The 22690-nt window shown below is 59.5% G+C and carries 19 protein-coding genes; 9 read left to right on the top strand and 10 right to left on the bottom strand.

The window, feature by feature from the left end; all coding sequences use genetic code 11:
- Positions 1 to 54: 54 nt before the first annotated feature.
- The 3 genes from GH784_RS14655 to GH784_RS14645 all read right to left on the bottom strand — a co-directional run bounded on the left by GH784_RS14655 (position 55) and on the right by GH784_RS14645 (position 1934).
- Positions 55 to 459 (bottom strand): OsmC family protein, encoded by a 405-nt coding sequence (locus GH784_RS14655; protein WP_003517291.1) that lies wholly within the window; start codon positions 457 to 459, stop codon positions 55 to 57.
- Positions 460 to 679: 220 nt separating this feature from the next.
- Complete coding sequence (locus GH784_RS14650; protein ID WP_112153477.1) at positions 680 to 1222, bottom strand: GNAT family N-acetyltransferase; 543 nt, start codon at positions 1220 to 1222, stop codon at positions 680 to 682.
- A 76-nt stretch (positions 1223 to 1298) separates the two neighbouring features.
- Positions 1299 to 1934 carry a glutathione binding-like protein gene (locus tag GH784_RS14645; protein ID WP_003517288.1) on the bottom strand — a complete coding sequence of 212 codons (636 nt, stop codon included), beginning with the start codon at positions 1932 to 1934 and terminating at the stop codon, positions 1299 to 1301.
- Positions 1935 to 2076: 142 nt separating this feature from the next.
- On the opposite strand from GH784_RS14645, the gene GH784_RS14640 reads away from it, so the two are divergent.
- Positions 2077 to 2400, top strand: coding sequence for a winged helix-turn-helix transcriptional regulator (locus GH784_RS14640; RefSeq protein ID WP_003517287.1), 324 nt, complete (start codon positions 2077 to 2079; stop codon positions 2398 to 2400).
- 55 nt (positions 2401 to 2455) lie between these two features.
- On the opposite strand, the gene GH784_RS14635 is transcribed toward GH784_RS14640, so the two are convergent.
- Complete coding sequence (locus GH784_RS14635) at positions 2456 to 3376, bottom strand: cation diffusion facilitator family transporter (protein WP_003512170.1); 921 nt, start codon at positions 3374 to 3376, stop codon at positions 2456 to 2458.
- A 143-nt stretch (positions 3377 to 3519) separates the two neighbouring features.
- Between GH784_RS14635 and GH784_RS14630 the strand changes: the two genes are divergently transcribed.
- Positions 3520 to 4308, top strand: coding sequence for an SDR family oxidoreductase (locus GH784_RS14630; RefSeq protein WP_013635763.1), 789 nt, complete (start codon positions 3520 to 3522; stop codon positions 4306 to 4308).
- Between the two features lie 22 nt (positions 4309 to 4330).
- On the opposite strand, the gene GH784_RS14625 is transcribed toward GH784_RS14630, so the two are convergent.
- Positions 4331 to 5308 (bottom strand): sensor domain-containing diguanylate cyclase, encoded by a 978-nt coding sequence (locus GH784_RS14625; RefSeq protein WP_065704899.1) that lies wholly within the window; start codon positions 5306 to 5308, stop codon positions 4331 to 4333.
- A 299-nt stretch (positions 5309 to 5607) separates the two neighbouring features.
- Here GH784_RS14625 and GH784_RS14620 point away from each other — a divergent pair, with 299 nt between their 5' ends.
- From GH784_RS14620 to GH784_RS14605, 3 genes are all read left to right on the top strand, one after another.
- Complete coding sequence (locus GH784_RS14620; protein ID WP_065661577.1) at positions 5608 to 6906, top strand: Hsp70 family protein; 1299 nt, start codon at positions 5608 to 5610, stop codon at positions 6904 to 6906.
- Positions 6907 to 6949: 43 nt separating this feature from the next.
- Positions 6950 to 7849: a uracil-DNA glycosylase gene (locus tag GH784_RS14615; protein WP_153793534.1), complete on the top strand. Its 900-nt coding sequence runs from the start codon at positions 6950 to 6952 to the stop codon at positions 7847 to 7849.
- A 153-nt stretch (positions 7850 to 8002) separates the two neighbouring features.
- Positions 8003 to 8194 (top strand): hypothetical protein, encoded by a 192-nt coding sequence (locus tag GH784_RS14605; RefSeq protein WP_003497027.1) that lies wholly within the window; start codon positions 8003 to 8005, stop codon positions 8192 to 8194.
- A gap of 161 nt (positions 8195 to 8355) precedes the next feature.
- Here the strand turns inward: GH784_RS14605 and GH784_RS14600 are convergent, their stop codons facing one another.
- The gene (locus GH784_RS14600; RefSeq protein ID WP_003512165.1) at positions 8356 to 9294 is read right to left on the bottom strand and encodes a DMT family transporter; all 939 of its coding nucleotides are present in this window, start codon (positions 9292 to 9294) and stop codon (positions 8356 to 8358) included.
- Between the two features lie 493 nt (positions 9295 to 9787).
- On the opposite strand from GH784_RS14600, the gene pepN reads away from it, so the two are divergent.
- From pepN to GH784_RS14585, 3 genes are all read left to right on the top strand, one after another.
- On the top strand, positions 9788 to 12436 hold the full coding sequence (gene pepN, locus GH784_RS14595) for an aminopeptidase N (RefSeq protein ID WP_065704904.1): 2649 nt from the start codon (positions 9788 to 9790) through the stop codon (positions 12434 to 12436).
- A 143-nt stretch (positions 12437 to 12579) separates the two neighbouring features.
- Positions 12580 to 12900 carry a carboxymuconolactone decarboxylase family protein gene (locus GH784_RS14590; protein WP_065704906.1) on the top strand — a complete coding sequence of 107 codons (321 nt, stop codon included), beginning with the start codon at positions 12580 to 12582 and terminating at the stop codon, positions 12898 to 12900.
- Between the two features lie 237 nt (positions 12901 to 13137).
- Positions 13138 to 15474, top strand: coding sequence for a PAS domain-containing sensor histidine kinase (locus tag GH784_RS14585; protein WP_019564062.1), 2337 nt, complete (start codon positions 13138 to 13140; stop codon positions 15472 to 15474).
- 62 nt (positions 15475 to 15536) lie between these two features.
- Here GH784_RS14585 and GH784_RS14580 read toward each other — a convergent pair whose 3' ends face one another.
- Complete coding sequence (locus tag GH784_RS14580) at positions 15537 to 18506, bottom strand: bifunctional [glutamine synthetase] adenylyltransferase/[glutamine synthetase]-adenylyl-L-tyrosine phosphorylase (protein ID WP_065704908.1); 2970 nt, start codon at positions 18504 to 18506, stop codon at positions 15537 to 15539.
- Between the two features lie 323 nt (positions 18507 to 18829).
- Between GH784_RS14580 and GH784_RS14575 the strand changes: the two genes are divergently transcribed.
- Positions 18830 to 19693: a MipA/OmpV family protein gene (locus GH784_RS14575; protein WP_065688146.1), complete on the top strand. Its 864-nt coding sequence runs from the start codon at positions 18830 to 18832 to the stop codon at positions 19691 to 19693.
- A gap of 113 nt (positions 19694 to 19806) precedes the next feature.
- Here the strand turns inward: GH784_RS14575 and GH784_RS14570 are convergent, their stop codons facing one another.
- The 3 genes from GH784_RS14570 to GH784_RS14560 form a co-directional block, all read right to left on the bottom strand.
- Positions 19807 to 20232 carry a thiol-disulfide oxidoreductase DCC family protein gene (locus tag GH784_RS14570; RefSeq protein WP_065704910.1) on the bottom strand — a complete coding sequence of 142 codons (426 nt, stop codon included), beginning with the start codon at positions 20230 to 20232 and terminating at the stop codon, positions 19807 to 19809.
- Between the two features lie 191 nt (positions 20233 to 20423).
- Positions 20424 to 21833 carry a sensor histidine kinase gene (locus GH784_RS14565; RefSeq protein ID WP_003512151.1) on the bottom strand — a complete coding sequence of 470 codons (1410 nt, stop codon included), beginning with the start codon at positions 21831 to 21833 and terminating at the stop codon, positions 20424 to 20426.
- 9 nt (positions 21834 to 21842) lie between these two features.
- A complete protein-coding gene (locus tag GH784_RS14560; protein WP_013635754.1) occupies positions 21843 to 22601 on the bottom strand; it encodes a response regulator transcription factor in 759 nt (252 codons plus the stop codon).
- Positions 22602 to 22690: the final 89 nt, after the last annotated feature.

The raw sequence follows: 22690 nt of genomic DNA, 5'->3' as shown, positions 1-22690 counted from the left end.
CTCAACTCAATCTGTAGCAGGTAGCGCGAAAAGGCTGAAAAGCGCCAAAAACGGTCATGCGACCTGTATTATCGTCGGGATCCCGCGATTGAGGGAGTTGGCGACTGTGCACACCGACCACGCATGATCGATCAAGGCTTTCGGATCGGAGCCGTCCGATGTCTCGCACTTTACAGATAGCACGGCTTTGGTGGCGACCAGCGGTACACCCTCTAGGTCAAGTGTCACTGTTACGGCAATTTGTTCGATTTTCACGCCACGTTCATGGGCGACATAGCGTAGGTCATTACAGTAGCAGCCTCCTATTGCTAGAGCGAGCATTTGGCCGCCATTGAAACCGAGACCCAATCCCCCGGCCTTGCCTTCCGGCCGATCGATGACCACCGTATGGCCGCCAGCCCAACCCATTGCTGCCTCAGTGCCGGCGACGTTCCGCAACTCGATGACCGACCGCACCATCACATAACTCCATCCATGTCTGAGCTTTGCAAGTTCGTGGCAAACGTTGGCGTGGTCAACTGTGTTTTCGAGCCTGTTCTTTAAAAGATGAGGTTTGAGGCCGCTCGGGGCGGCGGCCAGTTTGGCGAGAGTGCACCAGAAGCGGCCGTTCCGGCAACGGAGAGTCCAACTTATGGCTGGGTGCCGTTGAGTTAAGGAATGCCCGCAATTTCGGGAAATGCTACACTTCTGATGTCCACCATGTCGAAGCTAATGAAAGGTTGGCTTGGCTCAATAACGCAGTTTTGGCGGCATCCCGTTGAGCGCCAACTACCACAACTTGTGCGAACCCCCGCCGATTTAGCTCCGATTTTGCGCGCTGCAACAATGCTGCACCCGCGTCGTGCCAACGATCTTTAGCAGCAACGCAGAAGTCATCGATCAAAGCGGTCGCCCCACCCGGATCGTATACTTGCGGAGTTGGAAACTCTCGCGCGATAAGAAAACCGACGATCAGTGTGTTCTCAACGGCGACAAGAGACACGTTGTGCTCATCAGAGAACAGTTTTTCAAACCATGAAAGAGTCGAAGCAGCTGAGTTAGCGGCTTTTTTCCAAAAGCGCGGCTCGTAGTTCTCGTATTCTTTACGTCTTGCTTCGACAAGCTCCACGCACCGGAGCGCATCCTCTTTCGAGGCATTCCTAATTTGCATCTGGCTAACCTTGTGGCTGCATTCATCTGCGATGGCAGCCAGTACAGTGTGGCGAAACACCTCTGTCAACATCTGCTATGGGCCAACGGCCGACTTGGCGCGGAAGCGCCAATTGCGGACATATAGCGTGCTGGAAAGAATGATGAACTCAGCTCAGCGATAAGCCTTCTTCAAGTATGGACTGCTTCACCGCATCCCGTTCTTTTACGCGTTCATACCAGCCTCTGAGGTTGAGAAGATCGTCGAAATGGATATCTGCACCATAGTATGACTTCAGCCATGACGCTTGTCCCCAGCTTGTCAGAGCGAACAGATATGCATCGGCGACCGTGAAATTCTCGCCCATCAAAAAACGCTGCGATGCCAGCAAATTGTCGATCCATGCGTAGCGCTTTTCCAGCTTCGGCGTTGCTGTTTCGAGATATGCACCCGCCTGTTTCGCATAAAGAAGTGGAATGAAGCCCTTGTGGATTTCGGTCGATAGGAAACTCAGCATCTCCTGCAGCTTGTAACGCTCGAAAGTGCCGTTGGCGGGAGCGAGGCCGGATTGAGGCTTCAGATCGGCCATGTATTGGACGATGGCTGGCCCCTCGAAAAGCATCGCGCCGTTCCCCACGTCCAGGGCCGGAATGTAGCCATTGGGATTGATGTCGTAATAATCTTGGCCCCCTTCAGTCTTATGATCTTTGAAGTTCACCCTGACAAATTCGATATCCAACTCCAGTTCGTTGGCAACGATGTGTGGTGAGAGCGAGCAAGCGGCGGGCATGTAGTAGAGTTTCATTAATCGTCTCCAGGATTTCAGTACCTCGCGACATGTTGCACGAGGACCAAAATCCACTTAGTTGACGCGGTAGAGAAATGTAAGAACGCAAAATAATGTCATCTAGGTACATAAATTATACCGGTTTTCAGGAGGTGCGAATTTGAAGGACACCGTCACCGGTTGTTCCGTTGAGCTCGCAATGCATCTGCTGGGCGGAAGATGGCGTTTGCTAATCGCATCCTATCTCATCGATGGTCCAAAACGGTTCAACGAACTCAGGAGGCTCATACCGGGAATTTCTCAAAGGATGCTGAGCCTAGACCTCCGTGCATTGGAGGACGCCAGCTTGATTGCCAGAACCGTTTACCCAACAGTTCCCGTAAAGGTGGAGTATGCGCTCACCGAAGAAGGACGCCGTCTGGGTAAAGTTGTCGCAGTCGTTCAGGAATTCGGGCTTTGGCTGAAAGATAGGAATGCAAGCTGACCTGATGTCCGCTTCGGGCCACAAGCCGACTTAGCTACAATCACTCTCCCCACCATCAAACCGCCCATTCCTCATCCGTCGTAAACACAATCGTCAGCCATCGATCCGTCCCCTCGCCGCCGAGTGCATCGCCGATCTCGTCGCGGATCGCGTCCCATTCTTCGAGACGCCGGGGTGGCCAGTTTTTCGGGACGATGAAGAAGAGTTCGATCTGGCGGCCTCGCCCCACGCGGGCGACATAGGAATAGTGCGAGGCGAAGCCGAATTTTTCGACGGTCTCGGCCGCTACCCTGTCCACATGCTGCTTGAATTCAAACGGCGTCACCAGAAGGATGTCGGCGAGCGCCTGCTTCACATTGCCGAGCGGCATGGGAATGATGATGAGGCAGACCAGCGCCAGAACGGCGGGGTCGATATAGGGCGCGATCCATTGATGCGCCGTTCCCGTCAGCCCGTAGCCGATGGCGAAGGCGAGGAACAGGGCCGCGCTCAGGAGCGCGCTCATCAGCCAGCTTTTGGCGTCCAGCGCCACGAAGGCCGATTTCAGTCTGCGGTTCTGGCGTTTGACGAACCATGCCATGATGAGCGAAACGGCAAAGCTGACGAAGGTGACGATGATGGCGTAATCGAACTCGATCGATCTGCCGCCGTCCATCAGGCTGTCGATGGCGTTGATCAGGGCATAAATCGCAGCGCCCATCAAAAGCGTGCCGTTGAGGCCGAGGACCATCGGCTCCAGATGCCAGAAGCCCATGGTGAAACGCTCTGCCAGCCGGCCACCGGGCCGCGGGGCGGCGGAAGCCGCGATCAGCCGCGCCACCAGTAGCGCCAGCACCGTCATGAAGGCATCCGTCAGGGCATAAACGCCATCGAACACCACCGCGAAAGAGCCGGAAAACAGGCCTGCACCAATGCCGAACGCGGCCAGAAGAACCGTGATGGCAATTGAGAATTTCAGCAGAGATTGTTCGGTCATGACGCGTATTTAACCTTCAAAAGCGGGCGCCGCCTTCCTATAAACAGCACAGATGGAGCGGGATAGCGAAAACTGTGGACGGTTTTCGCCTGTAGTCACGCTTCGATTCTTTGATCTGCTGCAAACAAGACAGGACAAAACCCATGGATCTCGGCATTTCCGGCAAACGCGCCCTCGTTCTCGCCTCCTCTCGCGGCCTTGGGCTGGGCATCGCCACGGCGCTGGCGAATGAAGGCGTGAATGTTCTTCTCGTTGGCAGAAGCAGCGAAAAGCTGGACGCGAACTGCAAGACGATCAATGCACTCGGCAAGGGCAAGGCCGACTGGGTGCGGGGCGATCTTGGCGATGACAATTTCGTCGAGGCCATGGTTCAGGCCGTGAACGACAAGCTCGGCGGCATTGACATTCTCGTCAACAACACCGGTGGCCCGACGCCGGGTCTTGCGCAGGAGATCACGACCGAGAAGCTGGAGAGCTTCTTCCAGTCGATGGTGCTGCGCGTCATCACGCTCACCAATGCGCTGCTGCCGCAGATGAAGGAACAGGGCTTTGGCCGCATCCTGACCGTTGCCTCCTCCGGCGTGTTCGAACCCATCCCCAATCTGGCGCTCTCCAACACGCTGCGTGGGGCGCTGGTGGGCTGGAGCAAGACATTGTCGAGCGAAGTGGCCGGTTTCGGCATCACCTCCAACCTTCTTCTGCCCGGCCGCATCCATACCGACCGCATCGACGAGCTGGATGGCGCCAATGCCAAGCGCCTGGGTAAAAGCATGGAGGAAATCCGCGAGGCTTCGGTCAAGAGCATTCCGGCAGGCAGGCTTGGCACGGTGGAAGAATTCGCCGCCGCCGGGGCTTTCCTCTGCTCGGTTCCGGCAAGCTACATCACCGGCACAATGCTGCGGGTGGATGGCGGCGCGGCGAAATCGAACTGACGCCGGTGCGACGCCGGAGCGGTCAAGAGGCCGCTCCGTAGACTACGAAGCGGTTTCTGCCGGTATTCTTGGCTTCGTAGAGTGCCGTGTCGGCGCGGCGCAGCACATCGCTCGCGCTCTCGCCGGGATCGGCAAAGGCAATGCCAGCCGAACAGCTGTCACGGAAATCCGGCACATCGCTCAGCGGCGATGCCTCGGTCAACGTCGCCAGCAGCTTCTGCATGGTGCTTTCCGCGCTCAGCATTCGCGAACCGCTGAGAACGAGCAAAAACTCCTCACCGCCGATCCGCCCCACCAGATCGTCCCGGCCGATCGCGGCGGAAAGCCGGGTGGCGAAATCCTTAAGGACGAGATCGCCGCAGGCATGCCCGAAACGGTCGTTCACCGCCTTGAAATGGTCGATATCCATGATGATCACCGCAAGCGCCTGCGCCTTGTTGGGGCCAAGCATCTGGTTGAGGATATCCATGGCATAGCGGCGGTTGCCGAGGCCTGTGAGTTCGTCGCTCAGCGCCGATTTCAGCGCCCTGTCGCGCTCCTGCCGCAGATCGCGCAACTGGATGCCAAGCTCGGAAACATCGGTCACGACACACAACATCCAGCCGCCCGGCAGCGTCGTTTCCGTCGTCAGCATCCAGCGTCCATCGTTCAGGCTGGTTTCGATGGTGCGGTAAGGCAACTTGCCGCGCCTAGTCCGCGCCGAGCGCAACCACAGTTCGAAATCGGTGGTTTCGACCGCCGTTCCTGTCGAGCTGCGATACCCGCCGCGCATCAGCTCCATCCAGTTCGGAAAACCGTCCGGAGCCATGCCCAGCGCCTCGCGGAAGGCCGCATTGGCAAAGCGCAACTCATCGCTGCCATCGAAAAGGGCATAACCCTGCTGCGATGACGCCATGAGGTTCATAAGCTGGGAATGGAAAATTTCCACGTCGCCGCGAATGAGGACCTCCGGCCCGGGCGGCACATCTTGGAGGGCGGAACATGCCTGCTTGCGGGACATCTGGACTTCCGGGTTACAACGCGACAGCTACAATTAAGAAAGCTCCCTGAGGATATAGCCTTTATCTATACTTTGCGATTGCGAAAAAATATTTAATTTGCATCGCAAAACTGTATTTATAACGGAAAATTACTTTATTCTAATGTTTTAATAAACCGAGAACTGGCGCTTGCCATTCTGCCGGGCCTGTGCAATCAACCGCCCTCCTCTGACATCGGGATGCCAAATGCGTCCCTTATTCTCACGCCGGGCCGCCTTTGGGCCGGGCGAGCATTTCTATCGGCGACAAGGATATGGCGATGACGCAAAAGCGGGCACTGGGCCTCGATTTCGGCACGACCAACACGGTCATGGCTCTTTCCGACGGCGGCGGCGAAAGCCGCTCCATGCAGTTTACCAGCAGCGCTGGCACGGATGACAGCATGCGCACCGCGCTCTCCTTCATGAAGGATTCGGGCCTTGGTGCGGCTGCCCTGCACGTGGAAGCGGGCCACGCAGCCATCAGGCAATTCATCGACAATGCGGGCGATTGCCGCTTCCTTCAGTCGATCAAGACATTTGCGGCCTCGCCGCTCTTCCAGGGTACGTTGATCTTCGCCAAGCGCCAGAGCTTCGAGGATTTGATGGACGTGTTCCTGCGCAAGCTGAAAACCTATGCGGGCGCAGAGTGGCCAAGCGACGTCTCGACCGTCATCGCCGGTCGCCCCGTGCGTTTCGCCGGCAGCAATCCGGATGAGACGCTGGCGCTCTCCCGCTACAACGAAGCGCTGACGCGTGCCGGTTTTCCGGAAATCCACTATGTCTACGAGCCGGTGGCGGCCGCCTATTATTTCGCCCAGAGCCTGAAGAAGGACGCCAATGTGCTGGTGGCGGATTTCGGCGGCGGCACCACCGACTATTCGCTGATCCGCTTCGAGAGCCATGCTGGCAAGCTCTCCGCCACCCCCATCGGCCATTCAGGCGTCGGTGTCGCCGGTGACCATTTCGACTTCCGCATGATCGACAATCTGGTCTCGCCGGAAATCGGCAAGGGCAGCAAGTTCAAGAGCTTCGACAAGGTGCTGGACGTGCCTTCCGGCTACTACGTGAATTTCGGTCGCTGGAACCAGCTGTCTATCTTCAAGACCTCGAAGGAATTCACCGATCTGAAATCGCTGGTGCGCTCGGCGCTGGAGCCGGACAAGCTCGAACTCTTCATCGATCTCGTGGAGCATGACGAGGGTTATCCGCTTTATCAGTCGATTTCCGCCACCAAGATGGCGCTGTCCTCGGCCGAAGAAGCGGAATTCAACTTCGCGCCGCTCGGCAAGGCCGGCCGCAAAATGGTCAAGCGCAGCGACTTCAACAACTGGATCGCCGACGACCTCGCCAAGATCGAGGGGGCGCTGGACGAGGTTCTGGAGAAGACGCAAGTCGCGCCTGAGGCAATCGACAAGGTGTTCCTCACCGGCGGCACCTCCTTCGTGCCGGCGGTGCGCGAGCTTTTCACCCGTCGTTTCGACGCGGACCGGATCGAAACCGGCGGCGAGTTGCTCTCGATTGCCCATGGTTTGGCCATGATCGGCGAAAGCGGTGACATTCAGCGCTGGACAGCGTGATTTACGGGTTCCCCGGGCGGGGAACATGGGATAATTTCACCCCATGATCGCCGCTCACGACCTCTCCCCGGCCGAACTCGCCGCGCTTCTGCATTTCCATGCGGATGCGGGCGTGGACTGGTTGCTGGAAGACGGACCTGTTGACCGTTTCGCCGAATTTGCCGCCTCCCGCCCTGCCCGACCGGCAGTGCGTCAGGAAAGCTCTGCGCCCGCACACCAGATGGACAGCGGCACGGAGCGTCGTGCCGATGCTCCGCAGCGGCAGACGGCAGGTCGCAGCGCGCCGACGAGAGGCGCGCCGCCTGCTCCGGCACTTCAGCAGAATGTTGCCATGCCGGACGAACAGGCCGTGGCGGCTGCCCGTTTTGCGGCTGAAAGCGCAAGGTCGCTTTCCGAACTGAAAATCGCGCTTGAGGGTTTCAGCGGCTGTAACCTCAAGAACAGCGCCCGCAACACGGTATTCACCGAAGGCGACCCTGCTTGCGCCGTCATGGTCATCGGCCCGATGCCGGATGCGGATGACGACCGCGAGGGCCAGCTTTTTGCCGGCAAGACCGGGCTGCTGCTCGACCGTATGCTGGCCGCTATCGGCCTTGACCGCGCACGCATCATGCTCGGCAATGTCGTGCCCTGGCGTCCACCGGGCAACCGCCCGCCGACTCAGGCCGAAATGGATATTTGCCGCCCCTTCATCGAGCGCCAGATCGCACTTACGGAGCCGAAACACCTGTTGCTTCTTGGCAACTTGACCGCACGTTTCTTTTTCGGCGGCACCGGAACGATCCATACGCTGCGCGGACAGTGGCGTGATGTCGCAGCCGGGCACCTGGTTTTACCGGCGCTGGCGAGCCTGCATCCGCAGGAACTTCTAAACGCACCTGCCAGCAAGTCATTGGCATGGCAGGATTTATTGGCGTTTCAGGCAAAAATCTCCGAAGGCTGATTGCCTGATTCTTACTCAGAGTAAATGAAGTATGAAAAAAGCCATGCGTATTACGCATAACAGCGGCGCGCTGACCCGGCTTGCCGAATCCATGCTGCACTGCGATAAGCCAGCCTGTGTCTTGGGAGGAATTCGGTTTAAGGAACCAAGGCAATGACCACTCGCTTCCGTCCGGTACATTCCGGCTTTGAAACGCTCCGACTGGCGGGCCTCGGCCCTCGATCCAGTCAGGGTTACCATCGTTTCGGCGCTGCCGCTAACGAACAGATGACCGCACGTGCTGCCATGCAGCAGGTTCGCGTCACACGTCCTGCAGCTGTCTTTGCGGATTTCCGCGAGCGCTGAGAGCACTCAGGCCGGTGTAAAACCGGTCCATATCTTTGATTGCGCGCTGGCGTCTTTCTTCGGGAAGGCGCCTTTTGCATTTGCGGGACTAGGCGCCGAAACGACAACGGCTCTGGCGCCGACGATGCCGCATGTTTGCGACCTCCGCCAAATTTGGTGCGTTACCCCTGCGGCGTGGAGGCCTTGCGTGCCGCGCGTCTCGCCAGGCCCAGCTGGTGCTCGCGGAAAATGATGAAGATGCCGGCGAAAATCACGATTGCCGTGCCGATCAGCATGGTGAGCGTTGGAATGTCTCCGAACAGGATATAGGAGACCGCTATCCCGAAAACGATGGAGCTGTATTCGAAGGGCGCGATAGTGGAGACCTCCGCGTGGCGATAGCTCTCCGTCAGGAAGATCTGTGCGACGCCGCCACAAATGCCGCTGGTGATCAACAGCACGGCCTGCTTGGTATCCAGAGCGCTCCAGCCGAAGGGTACGCTGACGAGCGACAGCAAGGTGGCCGTGAGCGAGAAATAGAGAACGATGGTCGGCGTCTTTTCCGTTTCCACCAGTTGCCGCACCTGGATCATTGCGAGACCGCCAAGTGCTGCCCCGCATAGCACGGCAATCGCGCCCAGCCCCTCGCCCGCGGCAAAACCGCCTTCACGCAACAGGGTCATCTTCGGCCACAGGATAACCAGCACGCCCATCATGCCAACGAAAACCGCGCTCCAGCGGTAGATGCGCACCTTCTCGCGCAGGATGAAGGCGGCGAACACGACGGCCAGCAGCGGTGAGGCATAACCGATGGCGATGAATTCCGGCAACGGCAGCAGCGTCAGCCCGTAAAACCCGCAGGCCATGGAGAGAATGCCGAGAAACCCGCGCTTGAAATGGCCGATGAGATTATTGGTGTGCAGCGCGCTCGTCAGCGCATGCAGCCAGGCAAGATAAACGACGATGGGGATGATGGCGAAAGCGGAGCGGAAGAAAGTGATCTGACCGGCAGGCACATCGGGACCGGAGGCTTTGATACAAGTCTGCATCACCAGAAAAAAGCCAACCGAAATCAGCTTCAGGCTTATCCCCCGAAAGGGATTTGTCGGTTCGGCGTTCATCGGCAGTTACTCATATCGGCTGCGCAAACACGCCATCGGGAGATTGTTCATGCGGGGCAGGACGACGCGGGGGAATTGGATTTGCCCAAGGCTAGAGCATTCCCGAAGCGCTTTACAACAAAAAATGTTATTTACCCATGAATTCCGTTGATCTGGTGAGGCGCAGGATTGCTTTCCCCGGCTTGTGGCCTCCTCACCCCCATTGTTCAGGCCTTCAGCCCTGATGGCGACGTGAGAATCAGACCAAAAGCGACACGCGCTAAAATTTGAAGAAAATAAAATACAATTTCAGCAATCGTTCAACATTTGCTGGCATGGTCCGCAGGTCCGGCAGCGGCAGGATCGTCTGCAGGGCCGGCAAAGCCTTCCATGGCAGGACAGAACGTCCTCCCGATGCGCACATGATTGTGACGAATACTCTACCTATTTTACATCCGGGCCTTATGACGACATGATGCCCGGAGGACAACGACAAAGTTATTCAGGAACAGTCATGCGAACAGACACGGGCCAGATCGTTCACCTGGCAGATTACCGCCCCACCGATTTCGTTCTGGAGCGGGTGGATCTCACCTTCGAACTCGACCCCAAGAATACCAAGGTCGAAGCCCGTCTGATCTTTCATCGCCGAGAGGGCGTCGATGTGTCAGCGCCGCTCGTTCTCGATGGCGACGAGTTGACACTTTCGGGCCTCCTGCTCGATCAGGTGGACATTCCCGCAAGCCAATATGACGCGACGCCTGATAGCCTGACGATCCGCGATCTGCCTGCGGAGACGCCCTTCGAGATCTGTGTCACCAATTACATCAATCCGCAGGTCAATACGCAGCTGATGGGGCTTTACCGCACCAACGGCGTTTATTGCACCCAGTGCGAGGCGGAGGGTTTCCGCCGCATCACCTATTTCCCGGACCGGCCCGATGTTCTGGCACCCTATACGGTGACGATCATCGCCGCGAAGGAGGGCAATCCCCTGCTGTTGTCGAACGGCAATTTCCTCGGCGGCGGCAATTACGATGAAGGCCGCCACTTTGCAGCCTGGTTCGATCCGCACCCGAAACCCAGCTATCTCTTTGCGCTTGTCGCCGGCGATCTCGGCGTGGTGGAAGACACGTTCACCACCCTTTCCGGCCGCGAAGTGGCGCTGAAGATCTATGTCGAGCATGGCAAGGAGCCGCGCGCGGCCTATGCCATGGATGCGCTGAAGCGCTCGATGAAGTGGGATGAGGAACGCTTCGGCCGTGAATACGACCTCGATATCTTCATGATCGTCGCCGTGTCCGATTTCAACATGGGCGCGATGGAGAACAAGGGCCTCAACGTCTTCAACGACAAATTCGTGCTGGCCGACCCGGAAACTGCCTCCGACGCGGACTACGCCAATATCGAGCGCATCATCGCGCATGAATATTTCCACAACTGGACCGGCAACCGCATAACCTGCCGCGACTGGTTTCAGCTGTGCCTGAAAGAAGGCCTGACGGTCTATCGCGACCAGGAATTTTCCGCCGACATGCGCTCGCGCCCGGTCAAGCGCATCGCCGATGTGCGTCACCTGAAATCGGAGCAGTTTCCAGAGGATTCCGGTCCGCTGGCCCATCCACCACGCCCCGATACCTATCGCGAAATCAACAACTTCTACACGACGACCGTTTATGAAAAGGGCGCCGAAGTCACCCGCATGATAGCCACGATCCTTGGCGAAGACGACTTCAAGAAAGGCATGGACCTTTATTTCGAACGTCATGACGGCGAAGCGGCGACTGTTGAGGATTTCGTCAAGAGTTTTGCCGATGCCAGCGGCCGCGACCTGTCGCAGTTTTCGCTGTGGTACACCGAGGCCGGCACGCCGCTCGTCTCCGTTTCCTCCGCCTACGATGCCGCCAAGGCGACCTTCAGGCTGACGCTGGAACAGACCGTCGCACCAACGCCCGGCCAACCGGTGAAGCAACCGCGTCATATTCCGCTGTCGCTGGCGCTGATTCTCGACAATGGCCAGATCGCCGAGCCGCAGGCTGTCACGGGCGGCGAATACCGCGACGGCGTGCTGCATCTGACCGAACGCAACCAGACATTCTCCTTCTCCGGCATTTCATCGCGCCCAGTGCTGTCGCTCAACCGCAGCTTCTCGGCGCCGATCAACCTGCATTTCGAACAGAGTGCTGCCGATCTGGTGCAGGTCGCCCGGCACGAGACGGATATGTTTGCCCGTTTCCAGGCGCTTACCGATCTCGCTTTGCCGGCGCTGATTGCGGCCACCAGGGCCGTGCAGAACGGCCAAGAAGTACGCTCGGACGCCGACCTTATCGCAACGCTGATCGAAATCGTCGGCGACGCTTCGCTTGAACCCGCTTTCCGCGCACAGGCGCTGGCGCTGCCGAGCGAAACGGACATCGCTCGCGAACTGGGCGGCAATACCGACCCGGACGCCATCCACAAGGCACGCAACGCGACGATCAAGGCCATTGCCACGGCCGGTATCGAGACGCTCCGCCGGCTCGCCGACAGTGACGGAAATGGTGAAGCCTACAGCCCCGATGCTGGCAGCGCCGGACGGCGTTCGCTTCGCAACGGCGCGTTGAGCTTCCTTGCTTTTGCCGAGGGAACGCCTGACAGGGCGGCAAAGGCCTATGCCGGCGCCACCAACATGACAGATCTTGCGCATGCGCTTGGTGTGCTGACCCAACGTTTCCCCGACAGCGCGGAGACAAAGGAGGCGCTTGCCGCCTTCGAAGCCCGCTTTGCCGACAATGCGCTGGTTCTCGACAAATGGTTCTCGCTGCAGGCCGCCATTCCCGGCGACGGCGCGCTGGAACGTATCAAGGCGCTGATGACATCTAAACACTTCATCGCCTCCAATCCCAACCGGGTACGGTCGCTGGTGGGCACGCTCGCCTTCTCCAACCCGACCGGTTTCCACCGCGCCGATGGTGCCGCCTACCGGTTCCTCGCCGAGCAGATCATAGCCATCGACAAGCGTAACCCGCAGCTTGCCGCGCGCATTCTCACCTCCATGCGCTCCTGGCGGTCGCTGGAAGCAAGCCGCGCCGAACACGCCAAGGCAGCACTTTCGACGATCGCCGAAGCAAAAGGTCTTTCGACGGATGTCAGCGATATCGTCGGGCGTATTCTGAAAGGATAATACCCGGCGAACATTCGCCAACTCCCCTATTCCGGACAATGCCTGTGCGCCGTCTTGATTTCCGTCAAGGCGGCGCAACGCATTGCGCGACACAATCGTCAGCGACAGGCCGGAACGCGGCCGCAAGCGGAAAGGGACTTCAAATGACGGATATTTCCAACACCAGCAATTCGTTCCAGCGTTTCATCACCGAGGCCCCGGCCCATCAGGCTGTCTGGCTTCAGGCCGTTCAGGGGCTGGGTGCGGCGTCCACGCTGGATGCCAAGACGCAATGCCTGGTCTATATCGGCATTCTCGCCGCACTGCGGCTGGAAGGCGGCGTGGCATTTCATGTGCTGGAAGCCAAAGCGCATGGCGCAAGCCGTGACGATATCATCAGCGCGGTGCTGACCGGGCTTCCTGCCTCCGGAAACGGCGTTCTCGGCGCACTTGGACCTGCTCTCGAAGCTTTCGACAGGGCTTGAGAACCACCGGCCGTAACACACCGGACGTCCCAGACCGGCCATCCGGGTGTCGGTTTTTCCAATGCCTGCCGCCGCTGTGAAGACCGTAACGCGCTGTCCCGAAAAAATACGGAGTCGGTTCAAGGGGTTAAAATTCTTTTAACTTTTGCCTCTGGACACGGCGAATCGCATTTGATTCACTATGCCTATTCGAGCGGCGGCGCTTCGAATCAGTGGGGATATCTTGAAGGCGGGACAATGACGAACGTGCGGCGGGCGACTGCGGGCGATGAGCGGCCGTATGCCAAATTTTCTGATCTTGCGGCCTGGGGCGAAAGGCTTTCCAGCGACCTGATGGGTTTGATGAACGGCTCCGACCGCCCGATGCCGCAGGTCGAGACCCTGCTGAAGCGCCTCATTCCCATTCTCATTCTTGCATTTCTCGTCGTCATCGCGGCGTCACGCATGCTGGGCATCGTTGCCGAATATAGCCGCATGGAAGAGGCAGCCCGCCACTCTACCGCACTGACAGCGCTGACGGCCAAAGCAGCCCTTATCAACAACGGTATTGTCTTTGCCTCGCAAGAGCGCACCCGCGCAGAGGCGAGCCTTGCCGCAGCGCTGCCTTCGGGCAGCCTTGCTGATGGCACGATGGTGCTTCTGTCGGGCAGCAACGGCCGGATTTTCGCCGGCGCCGGCAAGGGCGCCACGCTTTACATCGGCACCTCCCTGCCGGCTTTGCTTCCCGAAATCGCCATTGTTCAGCGTTTTCCCGGCGCGCCCGGCACCATCGAAACGAATATCGACAACCAGCCGCATTATGCGACGATGATCCCCTTCGGCGACGATGGAGGCATGGTCATCGCGGCGCGCTCGCTTGAGCCGATCCGTTCTTTCTGGCGCAGCGAAATCGCCATGAACGTGACGCTGTTTGCCGGAATCTCCTCGATCCTTCTTGTCGTGCTCTACGCCTATTACATGCAGGTCAAACGCGCCCGCGACGCTGACGACATCTTCGCTGAATCGAACCTGCGGGTGGAGACGGCGCTGTCACGTGGCCGCTGCGGCCTGTGGGACTTCGATCTTTCCACGCGGCGCATGTTCTGGTCCGGCTCGCTCTACGAAATCCTCGGCAGACCGCCGAAGGCCGCACCGCTGTCCTTTTCCGATGCGGCGCGCATGATGCATTCCGAAGATGGGAACCTCTACGAGCTTGCCCGTGCTGTCGGCTGCGGTGATCTGCGCCAGATCGACCAGATCTTCCGCATGCGCCACGCGAAAGGCCACTATGTCTGGCTGCGCGCCCGTGCCCAGGTCATCCGCACCAATAACGGCCCGCGCGTCATCGGCATCGCCATGGACGTGACCGAGCAGCACCGCCTTGCGCAACGTTATGCCGAGGCAGACCAGCGCCTTGCAGACGCCATCGAATCCACCTCGGAAGCCTTCGTGCTGTGGGACAAGAATGACCGTCTCGTCATGTGCAACACCCATTACCAGAAGGCTTACGGCCTGCCGGACAGCGTTCTGGTAGCGGGCACCGAAAAGAGCGCCGTGCAGGCGGCTGCGGCGCGCCCGGTCGTGGAGCGGCGCGTTGCGGACCCCGATCAGTCTGGCCTTTCGCGCATGACGGAAGTGCAGCTTGCCGATGATCGCTGGCTACAGATCAATGAACGCCGCACCCGTGACGGCGGCCTCGTCTCCGTCGGCACCGACATTACGCTTCTGAAGCGCCATCAGGAGCGCCTGCGTGACTCCGAACGCCGGCTGATGGCCACCATCGGCGATCTTTCCGCCTCGCAGCATAAGCTGGAGCGGCAGAAGACGGAGCTTTCAGACGCCAACGCCAATTATCTCGCCGAAAAAGAGCGCGCCCAGGCGGCAAACCTCGCAAAGTCCGAATTCCTCGCCAATATGAGCCATGAGCTGCGCACGCCGCTCAACGCTATTCTCGGCTTTTCCGACATCCTGCAAAACGAGATGTTCGGGCCGGTCGGCTCGCCGAAATATTCCGAATATGCCCGGGATATCCACGACAGCGGCAAGCACCTCCTAAATGTCATCAACGACATTCTCGATATGTCCAAGATCGAAGCCGGCCATATGCGGATCAACCGCGAGACAATCGATCTCGCGCCGCTGATCGAGGAAACCCTGCGGCTGACCGCCATCCAGGCGGAACAGAAGAACATCACCGTGCAGCAGAAGGTCTGCGCCGGGCTGACGATGCAGGGCGACCGCCGCGCCATGAAGCAGATCATGCTCAACCTTCTGTCCAATGCCGTGAAGTTCACCGGTAATGGCGGCCGCGTAGCGCTGCGCACCCATGTGCATCAGGCCGCCATGATCCTCACCATCGCCGATACCGGCATCGGCATTCCCGCCGAGGCGCTCGACAAGATTGGCCAGCCCTTCGAGCAGGTGCAGAGCCAATACGCCAAAAGCCAGGGCGGCTCAGGCCTCGGGCTCGCCATCTCGCGCTCGCTCGTCAGGCTGCATGGCGGCACGATGAAAATCCGCTCCTGCGAAGGCAGGGGCACGGTGGTGACGATTATCATCCCGCATGCGGCAGGGTGCTGTGGTACGGTGCATTGAGGAATATCGGGCTGTGCCCGCTGCGTTGCAGTAAGTGACGGCAGAACGCGCGATACCCACCATCACCCGCCATTCTTCACCGTTGCCACAAACGCCTTCCTGACAACCTTCGCCAGCCGCTTCACCTCGCCCTCCAGCGTGGAAATATCCGGGCAATCCCCGGCCCGGCAAACCAGATCGATAAGACCGGCAGGCGCTTCCTTCGGATTGAAAGCACCGTCGATGCACAGCCGCACGATCTGCGATATCTCGGTGTAAAGCGCCGTCGCCGCCATGCAGTCGTCGAAGGATTGCTGCTCCATCACCGGGGCGGCCAGCACCTGCAATGCCTCTGCCGTGTTGCGACCCGGTTCGTGCGGCTGGAGACCCCTGGCGGGACCGACCAGCGCCAGATATTGGGCGATGAATTCGAGGTCGATCAGCCCACCATTGATGAGCTTGAAGTCCCAGATATTTTCCGGCGGCTTTTCCTGTTCGATGAGGCTTCGCATTTCCAGCACATCGGCTGAGACTTTCGCCACATCGCGCTTCTGGGACAGTACCGAGGCGATGATGCCGCGCGCATCTTCCATCAGCGAGGCTTCGCCACAGATCAGGCGAGCGCGGGAAAGCGCCATATGTTCCCAGGTCCAGGCTTCCTCGCGCTGGTATTTCTCAAAGGCGGAAATGCGCGTCGCCACCGGCCCCTTGTTGCCGGAGGGGCGAAGACGCATGTCCACCTCGTAAAGCACACCTTCGGCCGTGGGCGCCGATAGTGCGGCAATCAGCCTTTGGGTGACGCGAGTGAAATAACGCACCACATCGAGCGGTTTTGCGCCGATCGATTCATGGGCGGCATCGTCGTAATCGTAGAGGAGAATGAGGTCGACATCCGAACCCGCGGTCAGCTCGAAGGAGCCGAGCTTGCCCATGCCCATCACGGCCACGCGCCCGCCCGGATATGGCCCATGCGCCGTCTCCATCTCCGAGAGAACGGCATTCAGGGCCGCTTCAATTACCAGATCGGCAAGATGGGTAAAGGCGCGGGCGGCGATCTCGCCACGGATCGCGCCTGTCAACAGCCGCACGCCGATGAGAAAGCGCTGCTCGGCGGCGAAAATACGGAGCCGGTCGAGAATATCCTCGTAGTGGCGGGCATTGGAGAGGAAATTGCCCATGCGCTGGGCAAGATATTCGCGCGTCGGCACGTCGCTCATCAGCGCCGGGTCCAGCATGCCGTCAAAAACATGCGGGCGGGCGGCGATGATTTCGGCAAGGCGCGGGGCCGACGACATGATCGTCACCAGCAGCGACAGCAGCGCCTGATTGTTGCCGAGCAGCGAGAAGAGCTGGATGCCCGCCGGTAGCCCGGAGAGGAAATTATCAAAGCGCAGCAGCGCCTCATCCGCCCGCTTGCTTTCGCCAAAGGCGCGCAGCAGATCCGGCGTCAGCTCCGTCAGCCGCTCGCGTGCCTCGACCGATTGCGTCGCCCGGTACCGGCCATTGTGCCAGGTGCGGATGACGCGGGAAATATCCTCCGGCCGCTGAAAACCAAGTGCTGAGAGGGTTTTCAGCGTATCTGGATCGTCCTTCTGCCCAGTGAAGACCAGATTGCCTGCCTCACCGGAGAGTTTCGTCTCCTGTTCGAACAGCGCCGAATAACGGCGCTCCACCAGCCGCAGCACCTTTTCCAGCTTCTCGGAAAACGCCTTGGTATCTTCAAAACCGAGCATGAAGGCAATGCGCTTCAGTTCAGTTTCGGTGTCGGGCAGCACGTGGGTCTGCTCATCGCGCACCATCTGAATGCGGTGTTCCACTTCGCGCAGGAACCAGTAGGCGTCCGTCAGGCTGTCGCGCGTTTCGGCATCGATCCATTTCGCTTCGGTGAGCGCCGCAAGCGCCTCCTGCGTCGCGCGGACCCTGAGCGCCGGCATACGGCCGCCGGCAATCAGCTGCTGCGTCTGCGCGAAGAACTCGATCTCGCGGATGCCGCCGCGTCCGAGCTTGACGTTATGGCCCTTAACCGCAATCGCGCCATGGCCCTTATGCGCATGGATCTGCCGCTTGATGGAGTGAATATCGGCAATCGCCGCGTAATCGAGATATTTGCGGAAGATGAAAGGCGTCAGTTCGCGCAGGAAATTGTCACCGGCCTTCAGATCGCCGGCCACCGGCCGCGCCTTGATATAGGCGGCGCGTTCCCAGTTCTGGCCCCTGCCCTCGTAATAAAGCAGCGCCGCTTCCACGGGAATGGCGAGCGGCGTCGAGCCGGGGTCTGGCCGGAGCCTCAAATCGGTGCGGAAGACGTAACCGTCTGCCGTGCGTTCCTGCATGATACGCACGAGGCGGCGCATCATGCGGCCGAAATTCTCTGTCGCAGCATAGGGATCATCGATAATGCCAGCAGAGGGTTCGAAGAACACCACTGCGTCGATGTCCGAGGAATAGTTCAGTTCGCGAGCGCCGAGCTTGCCCATGCCAAGCACGATCAGGCCGGAACCTTCGCTTGGCGCGGCAACGTTCTTAAGTTTGAGCTTGCCGGTCTCATGGCCGACAAGCAGCAGGTGGTCGATGGCGGCCGACAGCGAAGCATCCGCCATGTCGCTCAGCCAGCGCGTGGTATCGCGGGCAGTGAAGATGCGCGCCAGATCGGCAAGCGCAGCGACAAAGGAGAGCCGACGCTTGGCGATCCTCAAGCGCGACATCACCTCGTTTTCGACGGGCACGCCGCCCTCTTGCCCCGGCTTCCAGCAATCGCGCGCTTCACGGACGAGATCGGCCAGTAGTGGCTCCAGCGGCTTCGAAATCGCGAGCGTCAGCAGCCCCTCATCCGCCGCGGCCATGTCGCGCAGATAGGGCGACAGCGTGAAAGCCGCAGCGATGAAGTCCTTCAGCGGGCTTTCGGCGGCAAGAAGCGCGGCCACAGCTGGCTCGCCCTTGGCGATATCCTTCAGCGTGGAGAGAACGGATTTCAGTTCCGTCTGCGTATAGGGGCGGATAACTCCCGGCAGAACCTCGCTCAGCCGCCTTTCAGCGGTTTCCCGTTTCGTCACTGTCTCTCTCCCTCTCCCGAGCGACCCATCCTTGCGCTTCGACCGTGCCTGATTCTCAGGGAGGATCGCTCCCCGCAAAATCGTCCTGCCGCCACGCATTGTCGAAGCTTCCGGGCGCATACACTCCGCGTTGTAACAAATGCGTGGCGCTTTGCGATCAGGAAAACCGTTTTTGCCGATCTTTTCCGCGGTCTGGCCTGCGGAAGCGCCATTTCAGTCGTGGCCGGCAATCTCGCGTAATGTCTCCGCAATTATGCCCACGTAGCGTCCTGCTCAACGAAACCCGACTCCCAGGTTTTGCAACGCTTGATGCTGCAACGGATATGATCATGAAACAGATTTTTACAGTGAAATGGCAAAAGAACCTGCGTGCAATGGCGTTGTGCCTGACCGCGCTGCCCCTGGCGCAGGCCGTCTGCACGCCCGTCCTCGCTGCTGATCTCGGCAAATCGGACAGGTTCGCCGAACCGCAGGGCAATTTCGACAATGCCCGCTACAGCAGTTCCAGTGAGTGGAAAATCACACTTGGCGTGGGTGCTGCCTACGCTCCCAAATATGAGGGCTCGGACAAGCTGGAAGCAGGCGCGGTTCCCCTGGTTTCCGTTGAGTATGGAGATACGCTGAGCATCGATTTCAGCGGCGTCACCGTCAACCTGCTGAACAGCAACGGCTTCAGACTGGGCGTCAAGGGCGGCTGGGAAGCCGGGCGCAAGGAAAAGGACGACAAGAAAAATCTTCGCGGAATGGGTGACATCAAGGCGGGCGGCGTGGTCGGCGGTGTTATCGCTTATGGCATCGATCCCTTCGAGGTCTATGCGAAGGTGGACAAGACCATCAGCGGCAGCGAAGGGTTGACCGCAACCGTCGGCGCCAGCGTTTCGCACAAAGTCGACCAGTTCATCCTTGGCGCGGACCTCTCCGCCACCTGGGCGGACGACAAGCACATGAAATCCTATTTCGGCGTCACCTCGGCCCAATCCGCCCGTTCCGGCCTGCGCCGCTATGACGCCAAGGCAGGCTTCAAGCGCATCGACGCCAGCGCCTCCCTCACTTACCTTATGACCGAGAACTGGTCGATCACCGGCGCCGGCGGTGTTGGCTTCCTGCTGGGCGATGCGAAGGACAGCCCGCTCTCCAAGAAGGACATCCAGCCCTTCGCGATGATTGGCGTGGCTTATACGTTCTGAGCCGATGGCGACGTGGCGTTGCGGGGATGCGTAACCATCTCCGCAACGCCGTCACGTGTCTGTCCCGCCGCCTGAAATTGTCGCCTGCCCTGGGCGGAGGATCGTCGCTAAGTTCAGAGAATCCTGTCCCTGTATTCCGGCGGCGCCACCCAGCATTGCGCACGTTTTCCGAACCAACGGTAGCGATTGCGGGCGACAAAACGATAGACGGGATCGCGCAGAAATGCGGGAATTACGCGCAACATGCCAAGCAGCCGCCAGGGCATTCCAAGCGCCTCGTAGATAGCAAGAACGCCGTCGCTATCCTGTCGCACCCTGTCGCCATCGACGACGAGCAGGCTGACCGGATTTTTGGGGTCCATTCCGTGCCGACGGTAGATTTCCGTGCCGACGGCTCCCTGCATGGAGGCCAGCCGGAAATATCCGGCCTTGTCATGCCGCAGTACGAATTGCGCATTCACGGAACACAGCACACATTCGGCATCGAACAGAATGATCGGTCCATGGTGGTCGCCAACCAAGGGGGCCATGTTTGCCATCGATCATAAGTCCTTTTGCCGATCGCGATGCGATCCCCTCATAAAGTCCAGCTGTAGAACCTTATAAGATATTCTTCCGATCATCTTTCAATTCAATCTCGAGAGACGATTATTTCTCGGAGGTGAACGAATTTCCGCACAAATCGCGGTGACCAGCCGGTGCTGGTGGCAGCGGCGTTGGATAGCGCGGCTTACTGGGTCGAAACGGGAAAGATCATCGAAACGGTCAGGCCCGGGCAGACGGAATTCGTAGTGTCGGTGTCCGACAGCGCAAGCGATCCGCCGTGCAATTCCATCACGGCCTCCACCAGCGACAGGCCGAGCCCCGTGCCGGGTTTGGAGCGGCTTTCGTCCAGCCGCACGAAACGTTTCAGCACCTCGCCGCGCTTGTCGGCGGGGATGCCGGGGCCGTTATCGGAGACGGACAGCACGATGGCGTCCGGTTCGCTCACCAGACGCACGATGAGTTTTTTGTCGCCCTCGCATTCGCAGGCATATTTCATGGCGTTGTCGATGAGGTTTGAAAGCGCCTGGCCGATCAGCTCACGGTTGCCCTGCACCGAAAGACCGGGTTCGATCTCGGCCTCAAGCGTAAGTCCCGCGTCCTCGGCTACCGGTTCGTAAAGTTCGGCGCTGTCGGCGGCGATTGCCGACATGTCCACATCGGTCATTTCGGCGGCGATGGAGCCGGCCTCGACGCGGGAAATCATCAACAATGCATTGAAGGTGCGGATCAACTGGTCGGATTCGGCGATGATGCCTTCGAGTGCCGCGCGCCGTTTCGTCTCGTCGTTATCATCCAAGGCGGCGGCTGCCTTGTTGCGCAGCCGCGTCAGCGGTGTCTTGAGGTCGTGGGCGATGTTGTCGGACACCTGCCGCAAGCCCTCGTTCAGCTTTTCGATACGGCCGAGCATGGCGTTGAGCGAGCCGGACAGCCGATCGAACTCGTCGCCGGAGCGGCCCTGCGGCAGGCGCTGCGAAAGATCGCCGGCCATGATCTTCTTGGTCGCTGCCGACATGCGGTCGATGCGTTTCAAGGCATTGCGGCCGATGCCGAACCAGATGAGCAGCGCACCGGCGCTCATGATGGCAAGCGCCACCATCAGCGCATTGCGCACCAGCGCCCGGAATTTGGTGGGCTCGCCGAGATCGCGGCCGATCAGGATGCGCAGGCCGTTGTCCAGCATGAAGACATTGGCGGTCGCCATATGCTGCACGCTGTCGCCGCTTTCGGAATAACGTTCGTAACGGAAGGGGAAACCCGTCCAGCCCTCCTTGTCAAACACGCCGGGCTGCACGGAAGCGACGTTGCCTGCAAGGATTTCGCCATTGGGGCCGGCGATGATGTAAAGGCTCGCCCCCGGCTGGCGGGCACGGCGCTCCATCATCCGCAACAGCGGGTTGATGCCGCCGCGATTGTAGATGCGCTGCACATCCGACACTTCCTGCAGCACCGCGTCACGCGTCTGCTGGTTCAGCAGCCGTTCGGAAAGGGCGGTGACATAAAAGACCAGGAAGGCTGCGCAGAGCGCAAACAGCAGGATATAAAGCGCAGAAAGGCGCACCGCTGTTGACCGGAACAATATTCTGAGGCGGACCATTTTCGCCAATCAGCCCTCGTCCTTCATCATGTAACCCGCGCCGCGAATGGTCTTCAGCAGCGGCTTTTCGAAGTCCTTTTCGATCTTCGAACGAAGGCGGGACACATGCACGTCGATGACATTGGTCTGCGGGTCAAAATGATAATCCCAGACGTTTTCCAGAAGCATGGTGCGGGTCACCACCTGGCCGGCATTCTTCATGAGATATTCCAGCAGGCGGAACTCACGCGGCTGCAACAGGATTTCCTTGCCACCGCGACGGACATCGTGGGACAGCCGGTCAAGTTCGAGATCGCCAACACGGTAGACCATGTCCTGTTCGGGTTTGCCCTTGCGGCGGCCCAGCACTTCGATGCGTGCGAGAAGTTCGGAAAAGGCATAGGGTTTGGGCAGATAATCATCGCCGCCAGCACGCAGGCCGGTCACGCGGTCGTCCACCTGCCCAAGAGCCGAAAGAATGAGAACCGGCGTCTCGATGCCGCGCCGGCGCAGCTCGCTGATGACGGAAAGTCCGTCGCGGCGCGGCAGCATGCGGTCGATCACCATCACGTCATAGGAATTCTCGCAGCCCATGAACAGGCCGCTTTCACCATCGCTCGCGTGATCGGCAACGATACCGACTTCCCGGAACGCCTTGGTCATATAGGCCGCAGCCTCGAGATCGTCTTCAATAACAAGAATCTTCATGTGCGGGACAATAGCGCCCTCGCCCTTTTCCGCACAACCGGAAACAGATGCGACAGACATTTCCTGAACCTTGTTTTCCATGAGATTTCCTCCTCGGTGCTGACTGGACCGGCTTTGTGGGTCCTTGTCTTCTCCCCCGCCGGGGGGAAGGTGGCCCGAAGGGTCGGATA

The sequence above is a fragment of the Agrobacterium tumefaciens genome (genome assembly GCF_009649785.1).
Taxonomy (GTDB): Bacteria; Pseudomonadota; Alphaproteobacteria; order Rhizobiales; family Rhizobiaceae; genus Agrobacterium; species Agrobacterium tumefaciens.
This window is presented reverse-complemented; position numbering and strand designations above follow the sequence as displayed.